A 21,934-nucleotide genomic window follows, 5' to 3' on the forward strand; every position below is an offset into this window, starting at 1 on the left:
GGGAGGTCCACCCGTCTCATGCTCCGAGCCCCTCCGTGCCGCCGTCAACCGGTTTGTCCGCCGGCCCGGTCAGCTCCGCGAGGGCGTCGTGGAAGCGCCCGGCGAGGCCGGCCACGGTGTCCGCGGTGAACAGGTCGGTGGCGTATCCGAGATGCCCGCCGATGGTGCCGTCGGGCAGCTCGTCGAGATGCAGGCCCAGGTCGAACTTGGCCGCGGCCAGCGGCACCTGCCCGGTCCGGCCGCGCAGCCCGGGCATCGACACCTCCTGATACGCCCCGCCGCCGAAGGCCAGCACCACCTGCACCAGCAGGTGATACGCCGGGCTGCGCCGCGGGTTGAGCGCCTCGACCAGCTTGTCGAAGGGCACGTCCTGATGGGCGTACGCCTCCATGCCGGCCTCGCGGACCCGGGCCAGCAGCTCGCGCGGGGCGGGGCCGCCGGAGGTGTCCGTGCGCAGCACCAGCAGATTGACGAAGTGCCCGACCAGGTCGTCCAGGTCGGTGTGGGTGCGGCCGCTGACGGGGGTGCCGATGGGGATGTCGGTGCCCGCGCCCGCGCGGGTGAGGGCCAGCGCCAGCGCCGTCTGCAGGACCATGAAGACGGTGCTCCCGGTCTCCTGGGCCAGGGATTTGACGGCGCCGGTGCGGGCGGCGTCCACGCTGACCGGGACCGCGGCCCCGCGGTGGGAGGCGGTGGCGGGGCGCGGCAGGTCGGCGGGCAGCGGCAGCGGCTCCGGGAGCTCGGTCAGGGCCCGGCGCCAGTAGGCCAGCCCGGATTCGAGGGTGCGGGCCGCGGTGTCCCGCTCCCACAGGGTGAAGTCCGCGTATGTGACCGGCAGCGGACGCGGCTGCGGGGCGCGGCCGGCGAGGCGGGCGGCGTACGCCTCGGCGAGGTCGCGGACCAGCGGGCGGATGGACCAGCCGTCGCCCGCGATGTGGTGCAGCACCAGCATCAGCACGTAAGCGCCGGGCTCGTCCTCGACGGTGAGCAGCGTGGCGCGCAGCGGCGGCGCGGCGAGGATGTCGAAGCAGTGCCGGGCGGCGGCCGCCTCGGCTTCGGCGAGCCCGGCGCGCGGGCAGGCGGCGGTGTGCAGCACCGGCCTGGCCGCGTCCGGGGCGAGGACCTTCTGGTACGGGACGCCGCGCAGCTCCGGATAGATGGTGCGCAGCGGTTCGTGGCGGGCCACCAGGTCGCCGAGGGCCGCTTCGAGGGCGGCCGGGTCGAGCTCCCCCGACAGGCGCACCGCGACCGGGACGTTGTAGACGGGGCTCGGGCCGCCCAGCAGCGCCAGGTACCACAGGCCTTCCTGGGCGAAGGACAGCGGCGGGTGCTCCGGGCGGGAGATGGCGCCGAGGGCGGGCGCGGGGGCCTGGGCCGTGTCGTCCAGGGCGCGGGCCAGGGAGGCGACGGTGGGGTTGCGGAAGAGGGTGCGGACGGTGAGCTTCAGTCCGGGCACCGACCGGGATCTGGTGACCATGCGCATGGCGGCGAGGGAGTCGCCGCCCAGGTCGAAGAAGTTGTCGTCGTCGCCGAACCCGGAGCGGCCGAGGGTCTCGGCGAACAACGACCTGAGGGTGTCGGCCAGTGGCGTCGTGGTGGTCATCACGCGTCCTTAGAGGTGGTCGTCATCACTCGTCCTTGGGGAAGGTCCGTCAGGAGCCCGTCGAGGGCCTGCCGGAAGCGGCCGGCCAGCGTGTCCGCGTGGTCGTCGGTGAAGGCATCGGCGGACAGCCGGAGTTCACCGCACAGATTGCCGACCAGGCCCCACCCGAACTCCCAGTGCGCGGGGAAGACCACCCACGTGCGGGGCACCGGCAGCAGCGTGCAGCGGGCCCGGTCCAGGCGCAGCCGCAGCGGCTCGCAGTCGATGTTGACGAGGTGCAGGAAGAGGGGTGCCGCGTCGAAGGAGCGGCGGATGCCGGCCGCCCGCACGATCCGCGAGTACGGCAGGTCCTTGCGGGCCAGGGACTCCTCGATGGCGGCGGCGTGGGTGCGGACGGCGCCGGCGGCGGTGGCGCCGGGGGCGAGCGGGGTGCGGACGGGCAGGGTGTTGAGCAGCGGGCCCATCGCGGCGCCCAGCTCCGGCCGGTCCCGCAGGGCGGTGGGCAGGCCGATCACGGTCTCCGTGGCGCCGGGCTCCGCGATCGCGTGCGAGACCGCCGCGAAGAGCACCGCGGCCGGGGACACTTCGGCGGTACGGGCCAGCTCCCGCACGCCCGCGGTGTCGTCGGCGTCGAGGCCGAGGTCGCGGGAGATGAGGGTGCAGCGGTCCGCCTCCGGCGGCGGGATCCGGCGCGGGAAGGGCTGCGGGCGGATGCCGCTCAGCCGCTCGGCCCACCAGTCGGCCGCCGCCGGCCCGGAGTCCTGCTGTTCGGCGCGGGCGTGGGCGAAGAAGTCGGCGGCGGGCGGTGCGTGCGGTGGCCGTCCCTCACGGCTCAGAGCGGTGTACGCGGCGCCGAGTTCGCGCAGCAGCAGGGCCAGGGAGATGCTGTCGCCGGCGATGTGGTGGACGGCCAGGGCGAGTTGGTGGCGGTCGGGTCCGGTGGCGGCGAGGGCGGCCCGTACCGGCACCTCCCGGGAAAGGTCGAACGGTGTGTTGAGGAAGGCGGCGAGGGCGGGGGCGAGGCCGGGTGCAGCCGACGCGGCGGGGCGCACCAGGGGCGGCAGCGGGGCGCCGTCGCCGAGGTCGTGGGCGTCGGTGCCGTCGTAGCGGGCGCGGAGCACCGGGTGGCGGCGGATCACGTGGTGCAGGGCCCGTTCGAGGAGATCGGGGTCGACCGGTCCGGTGACCTCGAAGGCGAGCGGCATGGTGTAGATGGGCAGCTCTTCGAGGGCCTCGTGGGCGAGCATCGAGCGCTGCATGTCGGAGAGCGGGGTGGGGTTCATTGAGCTCGCACCTCCAGGCCCGCGGTCTCGTGGACCCAGCCGGCGAAGTCCGGAGCGCGGAGCAGGCTGCTGGGCGGGAGTTCCAGGCCGGTGGCGGCGCGGGCGCGTCCGGCGATGCGCAGGGCGAGCAGGGAGTGGCCGCCGAGGGCGTGGAAGTTGTCGTCGTCGTGGACGGCCGCGACCCCGAGGGTCTGCCGCCAGATCTCGCGCAGCCGTTCCGTGGCGGTGGCCGGCTCGGGGCCGGCCGCCGAGGCCGCGGCGGCGGGCGTCGCCGGCCGGGGCAGCGCCGCGCGGTCCACCTTGCCGCCGGCCAGCCGGGGCAGTTCGGGCAGCAGCACTGTCTGTTCCGGGCGCAGGGCCGGGGGCAGCGCCTGCGCCGCGTAGGCGCGGAGCTCATCGGGGGCCAGGGCGGCGGCGGGGGCCGGGACGACGTAGGCGATCAGGCGGGTCTCCGGGCCGGGCTCGGCGACGACGACCGCGTCGAGGACCTTGCCGTGCCGGGCGAGTACGGCCGCGACCTCGCCGGGCTCCACCCGTACGCCGCGGATCTTGACCTGGTCGTCGGTTCTGCCGTGGTACTCGAGGTAGCCGGCCGGGTGCAGGCGGACGAGGTCGCCGGTGCCGTACAGGGTGGTGCCGCGCCCGGCGAACGGGTCGGGCGCGAAGCGTTCGGCGGTGCGGCCCGCGTCGAGGTAGCCGTGGGCGACGGGGGTGCCGCCGACCCAGAGTTCGCCGGTGCCGCCGGCCGGTACGGGCGTCAGGTCCGGGTGCAGGACGTGCAGGGCGGCGCCGTCGACGGGCCTGCCGATGGGGGCGACGGGGCCGCCGTGGTCCTCGCGGGCGTCCCAGTAGGAGACGTTGACGGAGGCTTCGGTGGGCCCGTACTGGTTGAACAGCAGGCAGTCGGGCAGGGTGCGGCGGAACTCCCGTACCAGATCCATCGGCAGCGCCTCGCCGCCGCAGAACAGCAGGCGCAGGTCGAGGCAGTCGGCGAGCTCGGGCTCGGCGAGGAGGTAGCGGAGCACCGACGGCACGAAGTGGGCGGCGGTGACCCGCGCGTCCTGCATCAGGCGGGCCAGGCCGAGGCTGTCGTACTGCAGGCCCGGCGGGGCGATGACCAGGGTGCCGCCGGCGCCGAGCGGGGCGAAGATCTCGTGCAGCGAGGCGTCGAAGGAGACCGACGCCTTGTGCAGGACCCGGTCGCCCGGGAGGAAGGCGTACTGCCGCTGTCCCCAGCGGATCCGGTTGACCAGGCCCCGGTGGTGCAGGCGGACGCCCTTGGGGCGGCCGGTGGAGCCGGAGGTGAAGAGGATCATGGCGGGGTGGGGGGAGTCGCCGGGGTCGAAGAAGGGGGCGGGGGCGGCGGGGTTGGCGTCGCGGCCGGTGACGGCGTCACGGCGGGCAGCGGTGTCGCGGCCGGCGGTGCGGAGGGTGGTCCAGCGGGCCGGCTCGCGGTCCTCGTCCGGGTGCGGTGCGGTGTCGCGGCCGCGCAGGACCAGGCGGGGGCGGGCGGCGGTGAGCATCCAGTCGATGCGCTCGGCCGGGTATTCGGGGTCGAGGGGGACGGCGACGGCGCCGTGCGCGAAGGCGGCGATCAGGGCGATGACGTAGTCGGCGGAGCGGTGGAAGTACAGGCCGACCGGGTCACCGGCCCGGATGCCGCGGGCGGTCAGCACGGCCCGGGCGGCGTCGATCCGGCGCCACAGCTCGGCGTAGCCGATCTCGCCGTCGGCGCTGAGCAGCGCGGGCGGCGAACCGTCCGGCGCCGGGCCGTGCTTCCCCGGGGCGGGCCGGTGGACCAGGTCGGCGAGGTTCATGGGGCCTCCGTCCTCGCGGCGGTGCGGTGGATGCGGCCGGTGGTGAGCTCGCGCAGCACCATGCGGAAGAAGGCCCAGTAGGTGCGGTCGGTGTGCTTGGCGTGCCGGAGCACCTCCGCATGCCGCTCGCCGAGCCGCTGCATGGGCACGGCCATGGCGGCGTGGTGCTCGACGTGCAGGTTGTTGCCGTTGGTGTACCAGGTGCTGAACCAGCTGCCGCTGATGGAGCGGGTGTTGCGCAGCACGTCGGTGGTGTCGCTGTCGCAGCGGATGTGCTCGGGCAGCTCGACGAGGAAGTGCAGCGGGGTGGAGATCAGCAGCATCGGCAGCAGCCACAGCGTCAGCACCTCGGTGCCGTAGCCGATGAGGGACAGCGCGGCGGCGGCCGCCACCACGGCGCCGATCAGCCGGTATTCGGCGCTGCTGGCCGCCCGCATCTTCCGCGAGATCCGGCCGGCGTCGTACTCCCAGGTGCCGCGCCAGGCGCGGCCGCTGTCGCGGAGGACGGCGGCGATCCTGGCGTAGTCGAACAGGCCGCGGCCCAGCGCGCCGTACGTGAGCGGCCCGCGGGTGTCGAAGCCGAAGAACTCGGTGTCCTGGTCGGTGCCCAGGAAGCGGTGGTGCTGCAGATGACGGACCCGGTAGTGGCTGTACGAGACCAGCATGGGCAGGCCGAGCAGCACGCCGGCGGCGCGGTGCGGCGGGCCTTTGCGGAAGGCGGAGTGGTGCAGGCACTGGTGCTGGAGCTCCACCATGTGCGGATAGAGGGCGCCGAGCAGCAGCATTCCGGCGGCAAGGGTCAGCGGGTGCCCCGCGAGCACCAGCGCCGCACCGGCCGCGCCCCAGCAGAGCGCAATGGCCAATTTCCCGATGAATACCGCCTGATCGCGCCTGCTGGTACGGGCTCTTTCGAATATCCGCGGCGGCGCCTGCGGAGCTTCCAGGACCGTTCCTGACAAGGTATTGACTCCTTTACGCGATGAGGTGCGCCGGGCGCAGGTCGGTCCAGTTCTGCTCGATGTAGTCGAGGGATTCGCGGCGGCTTCCCGCGGCGGTCACCGGGGACCAGCCGGCCGGTACGGGGTGGTCGGCGGGCCACAGCGAGTGCTGCCGCGCGCCGTTCACCACCACGACGAAGGTGCCCTCGTCGTTGTCGAACGGGTTCGCCATTTCCTTCACTCCTTATCGTTGCGCCGTCAATTCGCGCAGAGCAGGCCTGCCTTTCAAGGCTAGTTACGGGAATTCCGGCGCTGCGGCACAGCGGGCGGCAGTTCTACGGCAGTCGGAATTCCGGGCCGGCATCGGAAACGGCGGCCGACGCGGCGGTGAGCAGCCGGAGGTGGTCGGGTCCCGCGCAGCAGACCAGGCCGCGGGCGAGCAGCTCGCGGACGGCCTGGCCCGCCTCCCAGCGGCTCAGCTGTGCGTCGGCCGCCTTCCAGGGCAGCGGCCGCCGGGCGGCCCAGGACAGCAGCCGCAGCTGCGGCGCGGACAGCGAGGCGATGGCGTGGGCGGCGGCGGCCACGCAGCCGGGCCGCCCGCCCTGCCGCCACGGCGGCTCGGTGAGCAGCAGCGGCTGCGCGCGGGCCGCGGCCAGCAGCTCGGCGGGCGGGGCGAGCGGGAACCAGTGGGCGGCGGCCTCCAGGGACCGGGGCAGATCGTCGAGCAGCCGGGCGATCTCGGCGATACGGGGCGCGTCCGCCGCGGTCGCGGGCACCGACGGGTCGATCCGGCAGACCGCCGCCAGCATCAGCTCGTACGCCGGATCGGTGCAGCCGGGACCCTCGGGACCCAGCGGGGCCAGCGCGAGCCGGTGGTCGGCGGGGCCGCCGGGGGCGCGGCCGGTGACGAGGATCCGGGCCCGCGGCCAGCGTTCCGCCACCGCCTCGACGGCCGGGTCGCGGTCCGCCGGGTCGTCCAGCACCACCAGCGGCGGCTCCCGGCGGCCGGCCGGGGCCGGCCCGCCCGCCGTGGCCGCGGGCGGCGGGCCCGTCGCCCAGTGCACCGGCCAGCCGGTGTCCCGCCCGGCCCGCAGCGCCACGGCCCGGGCCAGCGCGGTCTTGCCGACGCCGGCGAAGCCGGTCACCTCCACGGTGCGCGGCCCGCCCTCGGTGAGGGCGGCGAGCAGCTCCGCCAGCTCCCGGGTTCTGCCGTACAGCGGGCGTTCGGGGTGGCCGGGCACGGGTGGCGTCAGCGTCCTTCGTCCGGTGCCGGGCCCGCCGCATACTCCGGGAAGTCCCGCATCCGGCGCAGCGGCGAGAAGTACACGAACAGCGCGGCGCTCCAGGTGCCGAGCACGGTGATCAGCAGGGCGGTGCGCAGCCCGGCCACGGTGGCGAGCACGCCGCCGGTGAGCGCGCCGAGCGGAATGGCGCCGTAACAGACCCACAGGAAGGCGGCATTGACCCGGCCGAGCAGTCGGGTGGGGGTGATGGACTGCTGGTACGAGGTCGCCGCCACGTTGTAGAGCACCGCGTTGGCGGAGAAGGCGGCGAGGCCGAGCCCGTACATGAGCACGCCCCAGCCCGGCCGGGCCAGCGGCATCAGCAGATACAGCGGCCCCGGCACGGCCATGGCGACCCAGATGATCCGGGCCGTCCCCACCCGCCGCGAGATGCGCTGGGTGAGCGCGCCGATGACCAGGCCGCCGACGGCGCTGATGCTGAACACGAGGCCGACCGCCCAGGCCGGGGCGTGCAGCTCCCGCACCATGAAGGTGACCTCGATGGAACCGGCCGCCATCACGAAGAAGTTGGAGGTGGTGGTGCAGGCGAGGATCCGGCGCAGGATCGGCTGCCGCCGGATGAAGGCCAGGCCCTCGGTCATCTGCGTACGCAGCGGCGCAAGGTCCGCGTCCTCCCGCGCCACCGGGCCGGCGGCCCCCGGCGGCTCCTTGATGCAGCACAGGGTGACCGCGCTGACCAGGAAGGCGAGTCCGTTGCCGAAGAAGGTCCTGGTGGCGCCGATGAGACCGATGAGCACGCCGCTGAGCCCTGGGCCCACGAGCTCGGCGAAGTCCTTGCTCATCGAGAGCTTGGCATTGCCGTCGACCAGCTGCTGCGCCGCCACCAGGCGCGGCAGCTTGCTCTTGTACGCGATGTTGAACAGCACGGTCAGCACGCCGGTGAGGCCCACCACGACGTACAGGTGCCAGAGGGTCAGGTCGGTGGCGATCGCGACCACCGGCAGCGAGCCCATCAGGGCCATGCGGCCCAGGTCGCACCAGATCATCAGGCGGCGCTGGTCGACCCGGTCGGCGAGCACCCCGGCCGGCAGCGAGAACAGCAGATACGGCAGCCAGGACAGGAAGGTGAGCAGGGAGATCTGGAAGGCGGTCGCCTGCAGGGTGGTGGCGGCGAGCAGCGGCACGGCGACCGTGGAGAGCTGCGCGCCCAGCTCGCCGGCGGTCTGGCCGCTCCACAGCAGCAGGAAGTTGCGGCTGCGCCACAGGGATGCGGGCCGGTCGGGCTCCGGGGCGGTGGGCTTCGGGGCAAGGGCGGTGGTCTCGGCCATCAGGGGGCATCCGTTCTCGAAAGCGCGACCCGGGCCTGCTTGAAGCCGCTGATCACGGTGGAGGCCAGCCGGACGGGCGGTTCGAGCAGCTCCGCCGAGCCGACCAGGTTGCACAGCTCGTCCAGGAACAGCCGCAGCTCCAGCGAGGCCAGCGCGGCCCCGATGCAGTAGTGCGGCCCGGAGCCGAGCGCGAGATGCGGGACGTCGCCGCCTCGGGACAGGTCGAAGACGTCGGGGTCGGTGAAGGCGCGGCCGTCGCGGTTGGCGGAGAAGTGCCAGACGGCCACGTCCTGTCCGGCCCTGATGGTCTGCCCGTGCAGCTCCACGTCCCGTTCGGCGCGGCGCAGGACGTGCTTGCTCGGCGATACGTAACGCAGCACCTCGCCGACGGCCGGGGTGAGCAGGGAGCGGTCGGCGCGCAGCCGCCGCCACTGCGCGGGGTGGTCGACGAGGGCGAGGAGGGCGCCGACGGCGCCGTGCCGGGTGGTTTCGTTGCCGCCGAGCAGCAGCAGGTCGAAGAAGAGCATCGCGTCCTCTTCGGTGAGCTTGCCGCTGCGCTGGGCCTCGACCAGCCGGGTCACGACGTCGTCGCGGGGTGCGGTCCGGCGCTGGTCCATCAGGTCCTGGCAGTAGAGCAGCAGTTGGGCGTGCGCGGCCGCGGCGGCGGCGCGGGCGCTCGGGGAGAGCTGGACGTCCTGGTCGGCGGAGCCGAAGGCGGCGGTCGTCAGGGACAGCAGCGGCCGCCAGTCCTCCTTGGGTACGCCGAGGAGGGCGGCGATGGAGGCCACCGGCAGCAGCGCGACGGTGTCGGCGAAGTCGACCTCGCCCTGCTCCAGGGCGGCGTCGAGGGAGTCGGTGATGACGGATCTGATGTACGGCTCCAGCCGGCCGATGGCGCGCGGGGTGAAGGCGCGGTTGACCAGCTGGCGGAGCTCGGTGTGGCGGGGGCCGTCGACGTGGGTGAGCATCCGCCCGGAGCCCTCGTCGCCGGTCCAGCGCTGGGCGCCGAGGGTGTTGGTGCCGGCGGAGCTGAAGGTGACGCCGTCCTTCTGGACGGCGAGGCAGTCCTCGTACCGGGTGACGGACCAGAAGCCGGGCTCGGTGCCCTCCGGGTTCCAGTGCAGCGGGGCGTGGTCGCGCAGGTAGCGGAAGACGCGGTGGTGGCCGGGGTCGGTGAAGAGCTGCGGATCGGCCAGGTCGGTGAGGGCGAGGGCAGACATCATGATCCCCTCACCCCGCCATCATCTTCTGGATCTCGGTCATCAGCATCGTCAGCGCCGCCCGCTCGGGCAGCGTGGTGTCCGGATGCCACAGGTCGGCGAGCAGGCAGGTGCGGGGACGCTCGCCGCCGTTCCACGCCTCGTGCTCGAAGGAGTAGTCGAAGAGCAGGCACTTGCCCTCCTCCCACTCCCTGGTCTCGTCGGCGACGCGGATCGCGGCGCCGGCCGGGATGTCGATGGCCAGGTGCAGGTTGATGCTGAAGTTCCACAGGTCGCAGTGCGGCTTGATGGCGGCGCCCGGGAGCAGGGTGGAGAAGTGCGACTCCAGCAGCGGGCAGATGACGCCGGTTTCGACCGCGTGCTCCTCGATCACCTTGTACGCGGTGGGGGCCACGGCCGCGGCGTCGGGGTTGAGGGCGCCGTCCCGGTAGACGTACAGCGCCTGCCAGTTCTCTTGCCGCACCAGGTAGTGCTCGTAATCCGAGAACGCGGCCCGGCGCCGCTCCCAGGCCAGCTCCTGCTCGGCCTTGATCTCCGCGTGGCCGTCCTCCAGGGCGGTGACCACCGGCAGCAGTTCGGCGTAGCCGTACGGGTCGTGCCAGGGCACCTGCGGGATGCCGGGCAGCACCCACTTGGCGGCCTGCTGCAGCGGGTGCCGCCGGTCGCTGCGGCGCCCGGGCTCCAGCATCTCCTCGACGCGGTCGAGCGAGGCGGCGCCGTGCTCGGCCTTCAGCCGGTCGAAGTAGTCGTCGATCTCGGGGGTCATGACGGCGGGCCTCCTGGGTTTCGTGGTCGGGCTGTCAGGACGCGCGCCGGACCAGCTGCGGGCGGGCGGGGGCGGCCGGGGCGGTCGCGTCGCCGAGGCTTTCGACGACGCCGGCGACGGTCGGGCTGCCGAAGAGCTTCATCAGGTTCACCTCGACGCCCAGCACCGTGCGGATGCGGTTGACCAGCCTGGTCGCCAGCAGCGAATGCCCGCCGAGCTCGAAGAAGTTGTCGTCCAGCGACACCGAGTCGATCTTGAGGATTTCGGCGAAGAGCTCGGCCACCTGGATCTCCCGCTCGGTGCGCGGTGCACGCCCTGTGGACCCCGAGCCGTAGTCCGGCACCGGCAGGGCGCGCGTGTCCAGCTTGGCGTTGCGGGTCAGCGGCAGCGCGTCCAGCACCACGAACGCGGACGGGATCATGTGTTCGGGCAGCCGGATCCCGAGTTCGGAGCGGAGCAGCGCCACCTCGGGCTCGGCGCCCTTGGCCGGTACGAGGTAGGCGACCAGGCGCCGGTCGCCCGGGGTGTCCTCGCGGACGATGACGGCGGCGTCGGCGATGTCGTCGTGTGCGGTGATCGCGGTGCGGATCTCGCCGAGTTCGATACGGATCCCGCGCAGCTTGACCTGGTCATCGGAGCGGCCCGCGAAGATCAGATAGCCGTCGGCGGTCCAGCGGCCCAGGTCCCCGGTGCGGTACATCCGCTCACCCGGCGCCCCGAACGGGTTGGCGACGAACCGGGCGGCGGTCTGCGCGGCCTGCCCCAGGTAGCCGCGGCCCAGGTTGGCCCCCGCCAGGTAGATCTCGCCGAGCACGCCGGGCGGGACCGGGTTGAGATGCTCATCGAGGATGTGGACGGCGGTGTTGTGCACGGGCCGGCCGATGCCGGCGACCGGGTGGTCCGCCAGGGCGCAGCCGGAGCCCTCGACGCAGAACTCGCTGGGCCCGTAGTAGTTGTAGACGTCGGTGCCGCGGGCCGCCCGCAGCTCCTCCCACAGCGCTTCGCCGACGGCCTCGCCGCCGAGCATCAGGGTCCGCGGGGCGTGGTCGCCGTCGAGGAGCCCCTCGGTGAGGAGTTGGGCGGCGAAGCTCGGGGTGACGTCGAGCTGCCCGATCCGGTGCTCGGCGACGTACTCCACGAGCAGCCGCGGATCGCGCCGGGTGAGCTCGTCGAGGAGGTGCAGCTCATGCCCGGCGACCATGGCCAGGACGCCCTCCCAGGAGGTGTCGAAGGCCAGCGAGGCGGACAGCGCGACCTTCAGCCGGTCCCCGGGGCCCGACGGCGGCGGGAAGGTGATGCCGGTGTGGTACGTCCACAGGTTGACCAGCGCGCGGTGCAGGACGGTGACGCCCTTGGGCAGCCCGGTCGAGCCGGAGGTGTAGATGATGTACGCGGCGTGGTCGGGGCGCAGCGGCACCAGGTGGTCGGCGGCCGCCGGGTCGTGCTCGGGGCGGCCCGCCTGGCGGTGGTCGGTGACCAGCGGCGGCAGCTGGCCGGCGGCGCCGATGCTCGCGGCGATGTCCTCGGTGGTGACGAGGACGGCGGGGCGGGCGTCGGCGAGGACCCGGCGGATGCGGTCGGCGGGGTACTGCGGGTCGATGGGGGTGTAGACGCCGCCGGCCTTGATGGCGGCCAGCCAGGCGACGATCGCCTCCGCGGTGCGGGGCATGGCCACGGCGACCACCGAGTCGGCCGCCACCCCCATGGAAATGAGGTGGTGGGCGAGGCGGTTGGCCCAGGCGTTGAGCTCGCGGAAGGTCAGCGTGGTGTCGCCGGCCACCAGCGCGGTCGCGTCGGGGGTGTTCGCGGCGCGGGCCGCGAAGATGTCGCCGATGGTGCCCTCGGGAAGCTCGTGGGCGGTGGCGTTCCACCCGTCGATGCGCTCCCGCTCGTCCGGGGTGAGGATGGCGGCGGCGCCGATCGGGGCATCCGGGTCGGCCACGGCGGCGGTGAGGAAGCGGACCAGGCGCTCGGTGAGCGCGGTCGCGGTGCCGGCGTCGAACAGGTCGGTGGCGTACTCCAGGGTGCCGTCGATGCCGAGCGGGGTGCCGTCGGCGGCGGTGCGGTCGCGCAGCACCACGGAGAGGTCGAACTTCGCCACCGGCATCGTCATGAACTCGACGCTGGTGTCCAGCCCGCCGAGGCGCAGTTCGCGGCCGCCGCTGTGCAGTTCGAGGCCGATCTGGAAGAGGGGGTGCCGGGCCCGGTGCCGGACCGGGTTCAGGTCCTCGACGATCCGGTCGAACGGCAGGTCCTGCCGGGAGTACGCGTCGAGGCTGCTCTCGCGGACCCGCCCGACGAGCTCGCGGAAGCCGGGGTCGCCCGAGGTGTCGGTGCGCAGCACCGACGTGTTGACGAACATGCCCACGAGCTCGTCGAGGGCCTGGTCGGTGCGGCCGGCGACGGAGATCCCGAGCGGGATGTCGGTCCCGGCGCCGACCCTGGTCAGCAGGGCGGCGACGGCGGCCTGTACGACCATGAACAGGGTGCTGCGGGTCTCCCTGGCGATCTGCAGCAGCGCGGCGTGCACCTCGGCCGGGATGTGGAACGCGGCGTCCCCGCCGTCCAGGCTCGCGACCTGCCGCCGCGGCCGGTCGTACGGCAGCGGCAGCTCCTCGGGCAGGTCGGCGAGGGTCTTGCGCCAGTAGCCGAGCTGCCGCCCGGCGAGGCTGTCCGGGTCGTCGGCGGCGCCGAGCAGATCGCGCTGCCAGAGCGTGAAGTCGCTGTACTGGACCGGCAGCGGCGCCCACCCCGGAGCCCGGCCCGCGCGGCGGGCGTCGTAGGCGTCGCCGAGGTCGCGCAGCAGCGGGTTCACGGACCAGCCGTCGCAGGCGATGTGGTGCAGCACCAGGGCCAGCACCTGCCGGCCGGGGGCGGTGCGGAAGAGGGTGGCGCGGACGGCGGGTCCCTCATCGAGGTCGAAGGGCACCTCGGCCTCGGCCCGCAGCGCCGCGTCGAGGCGGTCCGCCGGCACCTCTGTGACGTCCACCGGCAGCGCGGCCGACGCCGCGGGCAGCACCCGCTGCCGGGGCTCGCCGTCCTCCTCGGTGAAGACGGTGCGCAGCACCTCGTGCCTGGCCACGACGTCGGCGAGCGCGGCACGGAGGGCGCCGACGTCCAGGTCGCCGTCGATCCGGGCGAGGATCGGCACGTTGTACGTCGCGCTGGGGCCCTCCAGCCGGTTGAAGAACCAGAGCCGCTGCTGGGCGAAGGACAGCGGGTAGGAGTTGGCTGCTCCGGAAGGCTGGTCAGTCTTCATGCCGAAACCTCTGAATTCACGGTGTGTGGGCGGGAGTTGTGAAGCTGCGGGGCTCAGGCGGTACGGCGGATCAGCGCGGGCCGGGCGGGCTCCGCGGCGGCCGCCTGGGCGGCGCTGCGCAGGCTCGCGGCGAGGCCGGCGACGGTCGGGGTGTCGAGCACCTGCCGGAGCTCGAATTCCACGCCCAGCTCGGAGCGGATACGGCTCCACACCCGGGTGGCGAGCAGCGAGTGCCCGCCGAGGGCGAAGAAGTCGTCGTTCGGGTGGACCTCGGGGACCTGGAGCACCTCCGCGAAGATGGCGGCGATCGCGGCCTCGAAGGGATCGGCGGTTCCGGCCGGGGCGGCCGGCGCAGGCTGCGGACCGGCCTCGGGTTCCAGGAGGGCCAGCGCCGCGCGGTCCGCCTTGTGGTTGCGGGTCAGCGGGATCGCGCCCACCTGCAGATACCTGGACGGCACCATGTGCTCGGGCAGTTCGCGGGCCAGCCCCGCCTGCACGGCGGACAGGTCGAGCGGGGTGTCGGCGGTGACGTAACCGCACAGGACGGGAGGGCCCTCGGCCGACGGCCGGAGCAGCACGACCGCCTCCCGGACGCCGGGCAGCGCGGTCAGCCGGCTCTCGATCTCGCCGAGCTCCACGCGATAGCCGCGGATCTTGACCTGGTTGTCGGCGCGGCCCAGGTATTCGAGCACGCCGTCCTCGGTCCAGCGGGCGATGTCGCCGGTGCGGTAGAGCCGTTCCGGGGCGCCGGTGCCGCCGGTGGTGAAGGCCTGCTCGTCGAGTTCCGGGCGGCCGAGGTAGCCGTCGGCGAGGCCGTCGCCGCCGACGTGCAGCTGGCCGGCGACGCCGATGGGCTGCGGGTGGCCGTCGCGGTCGAGGACGTACGCGGTGGAGTTGGCGATCGGGGTGCCGATCGGGATCCGGTCGGGGTACGGGCGGGTGATGCGGTGGGTAACGGAGAAGGTGGTGTTCTCGGTCGGCCCGTAGCCGTTGATGTAGGTGGCGGTGGGCGCCGCCGCCAGCGCGGCGGCGAGGTGCCGCGGGGAGAGCGCCTCGCCGCCCACCAGCACCTGGCAGCCGGCGGCCACGGCCGGGTCCTGGTCGATGAGCTGGTTGAACAGCGCGGCCGTCAGCCACAGGGTGTTGACGCCGTGCCGGTCGATGGCGGCCCGCAGCTCGGCGGCCTCCAGCACGCACCAGGAGGGGACGAGGACGAGGGTGCCGCCGTTGAGCAGCGGACCCCAGAACTCGAAGGTGGTGGCGTCGAAGGCGACGGCGCCGGTCTGCAGGACGACGGTCTCCGGCGACAGCTCGGCGTAGTCGGTGCCGGTCACCAGCCGGACCACGGCCCGGTGGCTGATCTGGACGCCCTTCGGGTTCCCTGTGGTGCCCGAGGTGTACATGATGTACGCGGCGTCCAGCGGGCCCGCGCCCGGCTCGGGGAGCCCGGCGGCGGCCGCGTACGGCCTGCTGAGGTCGAGGACCGGGACCGGGGCGGTGTCCTCGGGCACCTCCGTCAGCAGCAGGCAGGCTTGGCTGTCGGCGAGCAGGAAGTCGCGCCGGGCGGCCGGGAGTCCGGGGGTCAGCGGCACGTACGCGGCGCCGATCCGCAGCACCGCGAGCACGGCGACCAGCAGCCGGTCCGTCTTCTCCAGCAGCAGCGCCACCCGGCTGCCCCGCCCGGCGCCCCGCGCCCGCAGCACGGCCGCCAGGGCCTCCGCGCGCTCGTCCAGCTCCCCGTACGTCAGCGTGGCGCCGCCGTCGTGGACGACGGCCGGGTGGCCGGGGCGGGCGGCGGCCTGGGCGGCGAACAGGTCGTAGACGGAGGCGTCGTGCGGATAGTCGGTGCGGTGGCCGCGCAGCGCGTGCAGCCGCTCCCGCTCGGCCGGCGTCACCAGCGGCAGCGAGCCGAGGGTCGCCGTCGGGGCGCTGATCAGCGCCTGCAGCAGCGCCGCGAGGTGGCCGAGGGCCCGGTCGGCGGCGGGGCCGTCGAGCAGGTGGTGGTGGGCGTCGGCGTGCAGGACGAGGCCGTCGGCGGTGCGCTCGGCGGATACGGTGAGCGCCGCTTTCGCGTCGGGGGCGGCGGGCCCGCCCAGGACGCAGTCCAGCATCGGCCGTTCCCCGTCAGGGCCCTCGCCGGCCGCGAGACCGGCGAGGGCCCGCCCGACCCGTAGGAGGTGCTCCCCGGAGGTGGCATCCGAGGGCATGTCCAGGGCCAGGTCCGTGCTCCGGCCAGGGGGGCCCGCCCGGCGGACCCCCGCCCGGAAGCCGGTGGCATCGGCGTACTTGCGCCCCAGCAGCAGGACGGCGGCGAGCAGATACTCGTCGGTCCTGCCGCCCAGCGCCCCGGTCAGGGCGCCGGGCAGCGGCAGCGAATGGCGTACGGTCCCGCACTCCCCGGTGCCCGGGCAGGAGCCGGCGACGGGGAAAGCGGACGGCGTGGCGTCTGCGGCAGCCATGGTCATCAGTCCTGATCGCTTCCTGTGAGTGCGGCCCCGATGACGCTAGGTCCGGGGTGGGGCGGTGGTGCGGCACAAGGTGCGGCAGTTCAGCGGTAATCGGGCGCGGGCAGCGGCAGCCCCGCGGTGATCTCGGCGGCCACCGCGTCGAGGTTGGCCTCGTCGAGGAGGTAGAAGTGGCCGCCGGGGTAGAGCCGACGGCGCAGCGGGACGCGTTCGGCCCACGCGTCCAGTTCCGCGGGTGGCACGAGTTCGTCGTCCAGCCCGCCCAGCACGGTCGGCGGTACGGGCAGCGGCCGCCCGGCGTTGCGCTCGGCCAGCCGGCGGCCGAGGGTCAGGTCGCAGCGCAGCACGGTCAGCAGATGCTCCTTGATGACCGGGTCGGCGAGGATCTCCGCGGGGGTGCCGCCGCCGAGACGGATGACGTCGAGCAGGTCGTCCTCGGTCCAGTCCTCGGCCCGTCCGGCCCGGGACTCCAGGGTGGGGTGGCCGCTGAGGACCAGCTTCCGGCAGCCGCCGGGGTCGGCCAGGGCGAGGGCGGCGGCGAGGGCGGCGCCCATGCTGTGGCCGAAGTAGCCGGTGGGCAACGGTGGTTCGGCGGCGAGTTCGGCCCGGATCCGGGCCAGCAGGCCGTCGATGTCGTCGGCCAGCCCTGCGCAGCTCTCGGCGAAGCGGCGCTCCCGGCCCGGCAGCGTCACGCCGAGCACCTCGGCGTCGGGGTGCAGCCGGCGCAGCAGCGGCAGCAGCGCGTTGGGACCCGCGCCGGAGTGCGCGAGGGCGATGACCCGGGCGCGCGGCACACCGCGGGCGGGCCGCACCCGGGCGGTCCAGCGGGCCGCCGGCTCAGGCGGCCTGGCGGTCCCGGCCGGCGATGCGGCCGGCGGCCGCGTGGACAGGGGCGGTACGGGCATGCTGCTGCTCCTGGTCTGGGGACGGGCGGGGGCCGGGGGGTGCGGCGGGGGCGGCCGGCGGCGCGGGCAGGCAGCCGCGCATCAGGTTCAGGACGCCGAAGGTGACCGCCCTGCTGGTGGCGGTGCGGCGCACCAGCCCGGTGTGCAGCAGGGTGTGCAGGGCTTCGGAGGCCGCGCCGAGGCCGGTGCCCGCCGCCGCCGCGAGCTCCGCCATCGTCCAGTGCCGGTCGTCGGCGGCGAGGCGGTGCAGCAGGGCGCGGTGGGCGGGCGTCAGGGCGGCGGCCGCGTGCCGGGCGGCCTCGCGTACCCACTGGCCGTCCGGGTCGCCGGCGGCGGGCGGCGTGGCCAGGACGTGCGGCTCGGTGCGGGCGGTCCGTACCAGCTCGGCGGGGCCCGCCAACTGCAGCCAGCAGGCGGCGGATTCCAGCGCCCGCGGCACCCCGTCGAGCCGGGCGCAGATCTCCAGCAGCTGCCCGAGGGTCTCCGGCCCGGAGCCGGTGTCGGCGGCCAGCTCCGCGGCCCGGTCCAGGAGTACGGCCAGCGCGGGCCCGGCCGCGGCGACCGCCTCCTCCGGCGCGAGGCCGGCCCGTGCGGGGCCCGGCAGCGGCAGCGGGGGCAGCAGCAGGCTGAGGTCGCTGCGGCCGCCGCGCGGGCGCCTGGAGGTCTCCAGTACGCGCAGGTTGCGGCAGCCGTCGAGGATGGCCGCGACGGTGCCGGGCGGCACCCGGCCTTCGTCGTCGCCGTCGAGGACGAGCAGCGCGGCCCGGTCGCCGATCAGCCGTACGGTCCCGGCGCCGGCGCCTTCGGCGAGGAGTCCGGTGCGGACGGCGGCCGGCAGCCGGCTGTCCGCCCCGGCCCGCGGGCCGTCGTCCGGCCCGTACCCCTCGGCCGTGGACAGCGGCACCCACAGCACCGGCAACCGGTCCTCGGTGCGCAGCGCGTGGGCCGCGGCGAGCGCGACCCGGGTCTTGCCGACGCCGCCGAGCCCGGTGACGCAGGCGCGGGCCTGCGGCCCGGCGCGCAGGCACTCCAGCAGCCGCCCGACCTCGGCGGCGCGGCCGTGCGGGGGCCGGGCGGCGAGGGCCGGGAGCGGGGGCAGCGCGGCGAAGGCGGCGTCGTCGGCGTGGTGCCCGGCGGCGAGCAGGAGTGCGGCGCGCTGCTCGCCGCCGAGGCGGAGGGTGTCGGCGAGGAGCCGGACGGTGTCGCGGCGCGGGCTGGTGGCCCGGCCCAGTTCCAGATTGCGGATGGCCCGCACGCTGACGGTGGAGAAGCCGGAGAGCTCCATCTGCGTGTAGCCGACCCGTTTTCGGTAGTGTTGGAGCAACTCGCCGAAGCGGGTCGGTTCACCTGTGGTCTGCATCCCATCCTCACTTCTGTGTCCGGACGCGGGCCTCGTCACGCCGCCTTGGCCGCCACGACCGCCCCGGCCCGGCTCGCGGCCGCCCAGCGGGACAGCACGTCGGCCGCCGCCCCGGAGTCGACCGCCCTGGCCGCGGCCGCCGCTCCGTCGGCGAGCCGCTCGGTCAGCCCGCGGTCGTCGGCCGGCCGCCGGTCGCGCAGTTGGTCCGCGGCCAGCGCGGCCGCCGCGGACAGCAGCACCGCGTCCCGTACGGGCCCGGGCTCGCCGGCCAACAGCCGGCGGGCGACGGCGGCGTTGAAGGCGGCGTCGGCGCCGCGCAGCGCCGTCACGGGTGCGTGGCCGATGCCGATGTCGCGCGGGTCGAAGCGCTCTTCGCGTACCTGGCCTTCGGCGACCGTCCACACCGTGGAGGTGGTGGTGACGGTGAGTTCGTCGAGGCCGTCGTCGCCGCGGAAGACCAGGGCGGTGCTGCCGCGGCGGGCGAGCACCCCGGCGACCACCGGCGCGAGGCGCCGGTCGGCGACGCCGACCGCGAGCGCGTCGGGGCGGGCCGGATTGCTCAGCGGGCCGAGCGAGTTGAGGACCGTGGGGATGCCGAGCTCGCGGCGGACGCCGGCGGCGTGCCGCATGGCCGGGTGGAAGTCGGGGGCGAAGCAGAAGGTGATGCCGACCTCTTCGGCCAGCGCGGCCACCCGGTGCGGGGGCAGCGACAGGACGACGCCGAGCTGCTCCAGCACATCGGCGGAACCGGACTTGGAACTGGACGCCCGGTTGCCGTGCTTGACCACCCGGGCGCCCGCACCGGCCGCGACCAGCGCCGACATGGTGGAGATATTGACGGTGCCGGCGCCGTCCCCGCCGGTGCCGACCACGTCAACGGTGCGGCCGGGCACTTCGATCGGGACGGCATGGTCCAGCATGCTGCGGACCAGGCCTTCCAGCTCCCCCGCCGTCTCGCCCTTGGCGCGCAGTGCGACGAGGAAGCCGGCGAGCTGCGCGGGGGTGGCTTCGCCGCGCATCACCTGATCCATGGCCCAGGCGGTGTCGGCGGCATCGAGGTCGTGTCCACCGAGGAGCGTACGCAACAGGCGCGGCCAGGATGTGGCAGCCATGATCGTCAGCCCCAGTCCTGGTCAGGGGTGCCGGAGGTGGGCGCCACGCCCCAGTCCTGGTCGGGGTCCTCGCTGGTGGGGGCCACACCCCAGTCCTGGTCGGGGTCCTCACTGGTCGGGGCCACACCCCAGTCCTGGTCGGGGTCCTCACTGGTGGGCGCCACGCCCCAGTCCTGGTCGGGGCCCTCGCCCCCGGCGAGCACCTGGCCCACGCCGTCCGCGGGGGAGTCGGCCATGGCGACGGCGGCCGGGCCGGCGACCGCGCTCAGGGCGAGAAGGGCGGTGGCGATCCACTTTGCGGGGGCGACAATGCTGGGGTTCATCACGTATCTCCAATTAGTAGCGAAAGGTCCGGAGTTCGTTCCGTTCGCCAGAAACCTATGGAGACGCGGCTTCGACCTGATATCTCGTCACTTTCGCCCGCTGCCGCCGGGCGATAACGGCCGGGCGGGGCAGCACAACGCGGCCGGGCCGGCGGCGATAAGCACGCCACCGGCCCGGAGATTCCGTATCTGTGAGGGGTTACGCCACCGCCCGCACGCGCAGCGTGCCGAGGAAATTCCCCAGCATCCGCATGCCGTGATCTGTGGCGATGCTCTCGGGGTGGAACTGCAGCCCGTGCACCGCGAGGGTGCGATGCCGCAGCCCCATCACGGCTCCGTCGTCCTCCGCATGGGCCGTCGCGGCCAGCTGAGGGGGAAGTTCCGGGGCCACGATAAGGGAGTGATAACGCGTCACACTCGCGCCCTGCTGTACCCCCGAGTAGAGCGCCGAGCCATCGTGCCGGAGCGGGCTGGTCTTGCCGTGCCGGGTCCGTTCGGCCACCGCGACCCGGCCGCCGTAGGCCAGTCCGATCGCCTGATGCCCCAGGCAGATCCCGAGCAGCGGCACGTGGCCCGCGAAGGCGTGCACCAGCTCCACATGCCCGGAGTCCCGCGGATGCCCCGGCCCGGGGCCGAGGACGACCGCGTCCGGCTGCCGGGCGGCCAGCGCCTGCGGGGTGGCCGTATGCGACCGGACGACGTCGGTGTCGGCGCCCAGCATCCGCAGGTACTGGTCGATGATGTGGGTGAAGCTGTCGTACGCGTCGACAAGCAGCACTCTCATGGCAGCAGCTCCTCCCCGGTCAGCGCCCAGTAGGCGGCGCCCATCTTGTGCAGCGTCTCCCGCCACTCCGCCTCCGGCTCGGAGTCGGCGACGATGCCCGCGCAGGCCTGCGTCCGGTAGCCGAGGCCGTCGTGCACGACCGTGCGGATGCACAGCGCGAGCCGGCTCCAGCCGCGCACGTCCACCAGGCCCACCGCGCCCGCGTACATGTCCCGCGGGGTGTGCTCCATCTCCTCGATGAGCTCCATCGCCCGGATCTTGGGCGTGCCGGTGACGGTGCCCGCGGGGAAGACCGCGCGCACCGCCGACCACACGTCGGCGCCCGGGGCGAGCCGCCCCTCGACCACCGACACCAGGTGGAAGACGTGCGAGAAGGCCTCCACCGTCTGCTGCACGGGCACGTCGAGGCTGCCCGCCGCGGCCACCCGCCCGATGTCGTTACGGCACAGGTCCACGAGCATCACATGCTCGGCCCGCTCCTTCTCGCTGGCCCGCATCACGGCCACCCGCTCCCGGTTGGCGTCCTCGTCGGGGCCGCGCGGGGTGGTGCCGGCGATGGGCCGCATCTCGATCCGAGTGCCGTCGATCCGGAACAGCAGCTCGGGGCTGGCGCCGATGAGGGTGTCGCCCGCCCGCGGCACCAGGTACATGTGCGGTGAGGGATTACGGGACTTGAGCCGCCGGTAGACGTCCAGCGGCCGCAGGCCGGTGCGGACGTCGATGCGGTGGCCGATCTGGATCTGGTAGATGTCGCCGACCCTGATGTGCTCCAGGCTGCGCTCGGTCCTGGCCAGGAACTCCTCGCGGGTGAGGCTGTCGCGCACCGACTCCGGCGCAGGGGCCTCGGGGACCTCCGCGTCCTCGGCCCCGCCCGGGATCCCGTCCGCCGGGTCGAAGCCGCAGCCGCCGAAGTCCGCGGAGGCCGCCCGCAGATGCCGCACGGCGCCGTCGGGCCCGTACCAGACGGTGTCGCTGAAGAGGGTGAGCACGATGTCGGGGCCCGAGGTCTCCCGTGGCGGCAGCCGCTCCATGTGCCAGGCGGATCCGTACCCGAAGGCGGCCAGGAAGCCGAAGGCGAACTCGCCCTCCGGGCGGGCGGTGTCCAGCTCGAAGCTGTGCTGGGTGGCCCGCAGCAGCTCCCAGACCTGGTCGGGCGAGTCGATCAGGCGGCTGCCGGGGCCGAGCGCGGCCATGCCGAGGCGGTCGGCGGCGGCGCGCACCGCGGCCGCGATCCGCTCGGTGCCGGTGACGGTGATGCTGCCGGCGTGCACCTGGATCTCGGCGAGCCGGCCGAAGCCGACGACGGCGGTGCCGCTGTCCTGCCAGGGCCCCTCGGGGCTTTCGAAGAGGTAGACGTCGGGCCCCAGCCGACGGCGGGCCGTGGTGTACAGGTCCAGGGGCGCGTGGGCGGGCAGGGTCCGCTCCGTCACCCGCACCTGGATCGGCGGCGGGGTGCGCGCGGGCGCGGCCGGCGGTCCTGTGGGCTGTTCATGAACAACTGTCATGGGGGTCCATCACCTTCCACTC

Annotated in this window: 17 protein-coding genes; all 17 read right to left on the minus strand. The window is 74.4% G+C overall.

Annotated elements, in window-relative coordinates; all coding sequences use genetic code 11:
* Positions 1-16 precede the first annotated feature (16 nt).
* Complete coding sequence (locus ACNNMR_RS15240; protein ID WP_419995141.1) at positions 17-1,603, minus strand: condensation domain-containing protein; 1,587 nt, start codon at positions 1,601-1,603, stop codon at positions 17-19.
* Entirely contained in the window at positions 1,603-2,886 is a 1,284-nt protein-coding gene (locus tag ACNNMR_RS15245) for a condensation domain-containing protein (RefSeq protein ID WP_419995142.1), read from the minus strand. Before ACNNMR_RS15245 ends, ACNNMR_RS15240 begins: the two co-directional genes overlap by 1 nt.
* Positions 2,883-4,703 carry a non-ribosomal peptide synthetase gene (locus tag ACNNMR_RS15250; RefSeq protein WP_419995143.1) on the minus strand — a complete coding sequence of 607 codons (1,821 nt, stop codon included), beginning with the start codon at positions 4,701-4,703 and terminating at the stop codon, positions 2,883-2,885. The genes ACNNMR_RS15245 and ACNNMR_RS15250 overlap by 4 nt, the downstream gene beginning before the upstream one ends.
* Complete coding sequence (locus tag ACNNMR_RS15255) at positions 4,700-5,566, minus strand: fatty acid desaturase family protein (RefSeq protein WP_419995144.1); 867 nt, start codon at positions 5,564-5,566, stop codon at positions 4,700-4,702. Before ACNNMR_RS15255 ends, ACNNMR_RS15250 begins: the two co-directional genes overlap by 4 nt.
* Before the next feature lie 109 nt (positions 5,567-5,675).
* Positions 5,676-5,873 carry an MbtH family protein gene (locus ACNNMR_RS15260; RefSeq protein ID WP_419995145.1) on the minus strand — a complete coding sequence of 66 codons (198 nt, stop codon included), beginning with the start codon at positions 5,871-5,873 and terminating at the stop codon, positions 5,676-5,678.
* Positions 5,874-5,976: 103 nt separating this feature from the next.
* Positions 5,977-6,882, minus strand: coding sequence for an AAA family ATPase (locus ACNNMR_RS15265; RefSeq protein WP_419995146.1), 906 nt, complete (start codon positions 6,880-6,882; stop codon positions 5,977-5,979).
* 8 nt (positions 6,883-6,890) lie between these two features.
* The gene (locus ACNNMR_RS15270) at positions 6,891-8,213 is read right to left on the minus strand and encodes an MFS transporter (protein WP_419995147.1); all 1,323 of its coding nucleotides are present in this window, start codon (positions 8,211-8,213) and stop codon (positions 6,891-6,893) included.
* Positions 8,213-9,436 (minus strand): cytochrome P450, encoded by a 1,224-nt coding sequence (locus ACNNMR_RS15275; protein WP_419995148.1) that lies wholly within the window; start codon positions 9,434-9,436, stop codon positions 8,213-8,215. Before ACNNMR_RS15275 ends, ACNNMR_RS15270 begins: the two co-directional genes overlap by 1 nt.
* 7 nt (positions 9,437-9,443) lie before the next feature.
* Positions 9,444-10,199, minus strand: a complete 756-nt coding sequence (locus ACNNMR_RS15280; RefSeq protein WP_419995149.1) for an aspartyl/asparaginyl beta-hydroxylase domain-containing protein — start codon at positions 10,197-10,199, stop codon at positions 9,444-9,446.
* Between the two features lie 34 nt (positions 10,200-10,233).
* Positions 10,234-13,458, minus strand: coding sequence for a non-ribosomal peptide synthetase (locus tag ACNNMR_RS15285; protein WP_419995150.1), 3,225 nt, complete (start codon positions 13,456-13,458; stop codon positions 10,234-10,236).
* A 53-nt stretch (positions 13,459-13,511) separates the two neighbouring features.
* Positions 13,512-15,917, minus strand: coding sequence for a non-ribosomal peptide synthetase (locus tag ACNNMR_RS15290; RefSeq protein WP_419995151.1), 2,406 nt, complete (start codon positions 15,915-15,917; stop codon positions 13,512-13,514).
* Positions 15,918-16,006: 89 nt separating this feature from the next.
* A complete protein-coding gene (locus tag ACNNMR_RS15295; RefSeq protein WP_419995152.1) occupies positions 16,007-16,828 on the minus strand; it encodes a thioesterase II family protein in 822 nt (273 codons plus the stop codon).
* Entirely contained in the window at positions 16,761-18,188 is a 1,428-nt protein-coding gene (locus ACNNMR_RS15300) for a helix-turn-helix domain-containing protein (protein ID WP_419995153.1), read from the minus strand. Before ACNNMR_RS15300 ends, ACNNMR_RS15295 begins: the two co-directional genes overlap by 68 nt.
* A 35-nt stretch (positions 18,189-18,223) precedes the next feature.
* Complete coding sequence (gene trpD / locus ACNNMR_RS15305) at positions 18,224-19,300, minus strand: anthranilate phosphoribosyltransferase (RefSeq protein ID WP_419995154.1); 1,077 nt, start codon at positions 19,298-19,300, stop codon at positions 18,224-18,226.
* A gap of 5 nt (positions 19,301-19,305) precedes the next feature.
* Positions 19,306-19,623 (minus strand): hypothetical protein, encoded by a 318-nt coding sequence (locus ACNNMR_RS15310; RefSeq protein WP_419995155.1) that lies wholly within the window; start codon positions 19,621-19,623, stop codon positions 19,306-19,308.
* A gap of 199 nt (positions 19,624-19,822) precedes the next feature.
* Positions 19,823-20,407, minus strand: coding sequence for an anthranilate synthase component II (locus ACNNMR_RS15315; protein WP_419995156.1), 585 nt, complete (start codon positions 20,405-20,407; stop codon positions 19,823-19,825).
* Positions 20,404-21,912 carry an anthranilate synthase component I family protein gene (locus tag ACNNMR_RS15320; protein WP_419995157.1) on the minus strand — a complete coding sequence of 503 codons (1,509 nt, stop codon included), beginning with the start codon at positions 21,910-21,912 and terminating at the stop codon, positions 20,404-20,406. The genes ACNNMR_RS15315 and ACNNMR_RS15320 overlap by 4 nt, the downstream gene beginning before the upstream one ends.
* Positions 21,913-21,934 lie beyond the last annotated feature (22 nt).

This window comes from Streptomyces boninensis, assembly GCF_048572725.1.
Classification (GTDB): Bacteria; Actinomycetota; Actinomycetes; order Streptomycetales; family Streptomycetaceae; genus Streptomyces; species Streptomyces boninensis.

Coding starts and splice junctions, on each gene's coding strand:
- ACNNMR_RS15320 (WP_419995157.1), bottom strand. CDS start 21,912: ATGACAGTTGTTCATGAACAGCCCACAGGACCGCCGGCCGCGCCCGCG.
- ACNNMR_RS15285 (WP_419995150.1), bottom strand. CDS start 13,458: ATGAAGACTGACCAGCCTTCCGGAGCAGCCAACTCCTACCCGCTGTCC.
- ACNNMR_RS15245 (WP_419995142.1), bottom strand. CDS start 2,886: ATGAACCCCACCCCGCTCTCCGACATGCAGCGCTCGATGCTCGCCCAC.
- ACNNMR_RS15300 (WP_419995153.1), bottom strand. CDS start 18,188: ATGCAGACCACAGGTGAACCGACCCGCTTCGGCGAGTTGCTCCAACAC.
- ACNNMR_RS15260 (WP_419995145.1), bottom strand. CDS start 5,873: ATGGCGAACCCGTTCGACAACGACGAGGGCACCTTCGTCGTGGTGGTG.
- ACNNMR_RS15290 (WP_419995151.1), bottom strand. CDS start 15,917: ATGGCTGCCGCAGACGCCACGCCGTCCGCTTTCCCCGTCGCCGGCTCC.
- ACNNMR_RS15240 (WP_419995141.1), bottom strand. CDS start 1,603: ATGACCACCACGACGCCACTGGCCGACACCCTCAGGTCGTTGTTCGCC.
- ACNNMR_RS15270 (WP_419995147.1), bottom strand. CDS start 8,213: ATGGCCGAGACCACCGCCCTTGCCCCGAAGCCCACCGCCCCGGAGCCC.
- ACNNMR_RS15310 (WP_419995155.1), bottom strand. CDS start 19,623: ATGAACCCCAGCATTGTCGCCCCCGCAAAGTGGATCGCCACCGCCCTT.
- ACNNMR_RS15250 (WP_419995143.1), bottom strand. CDS start 4,703: ATGAACCTCGCCGACCTGGTCCACCGGCCCGCCCCGGGGAAGCACGGC.
- trpD (WP_419995154.1), bottom strand. CDS start 19,300: ATGGCTGCCACATCCTGGCCGCGCCTGTTGCGTACGCTCCTCGGTGGA.
- ACNNMR_RS15275 (WP_419995148.1), bottom strand. CDS start 9,436: ATGATGTCTGCCCTCGCCCTCACCGACCTGGCCGATCCGCAGCTCTTC.
- ACNNMR_RS15315 (WP_419995156.1), bottom strand. CDS start 20,407: ATGAGAGTGCTGCTTGTCGACGCGTACGACAGCTTCACCCACATCATC.
- ACNNMR_RS15280 (WP_419995149.1), bottom strand. CDS start 10,199: ATGACCCCCGAGATCGACGACTACTTCGACCGGCTGAAGGCCGAGCAC.
- ACNNMR_RS15295 (WP_419995152.1), bottom strand. CDS start 16,828: ATGCCCGTACCGCCCCTGTCCACGCGGCCGCCGGCCGCATCGCCGGCC.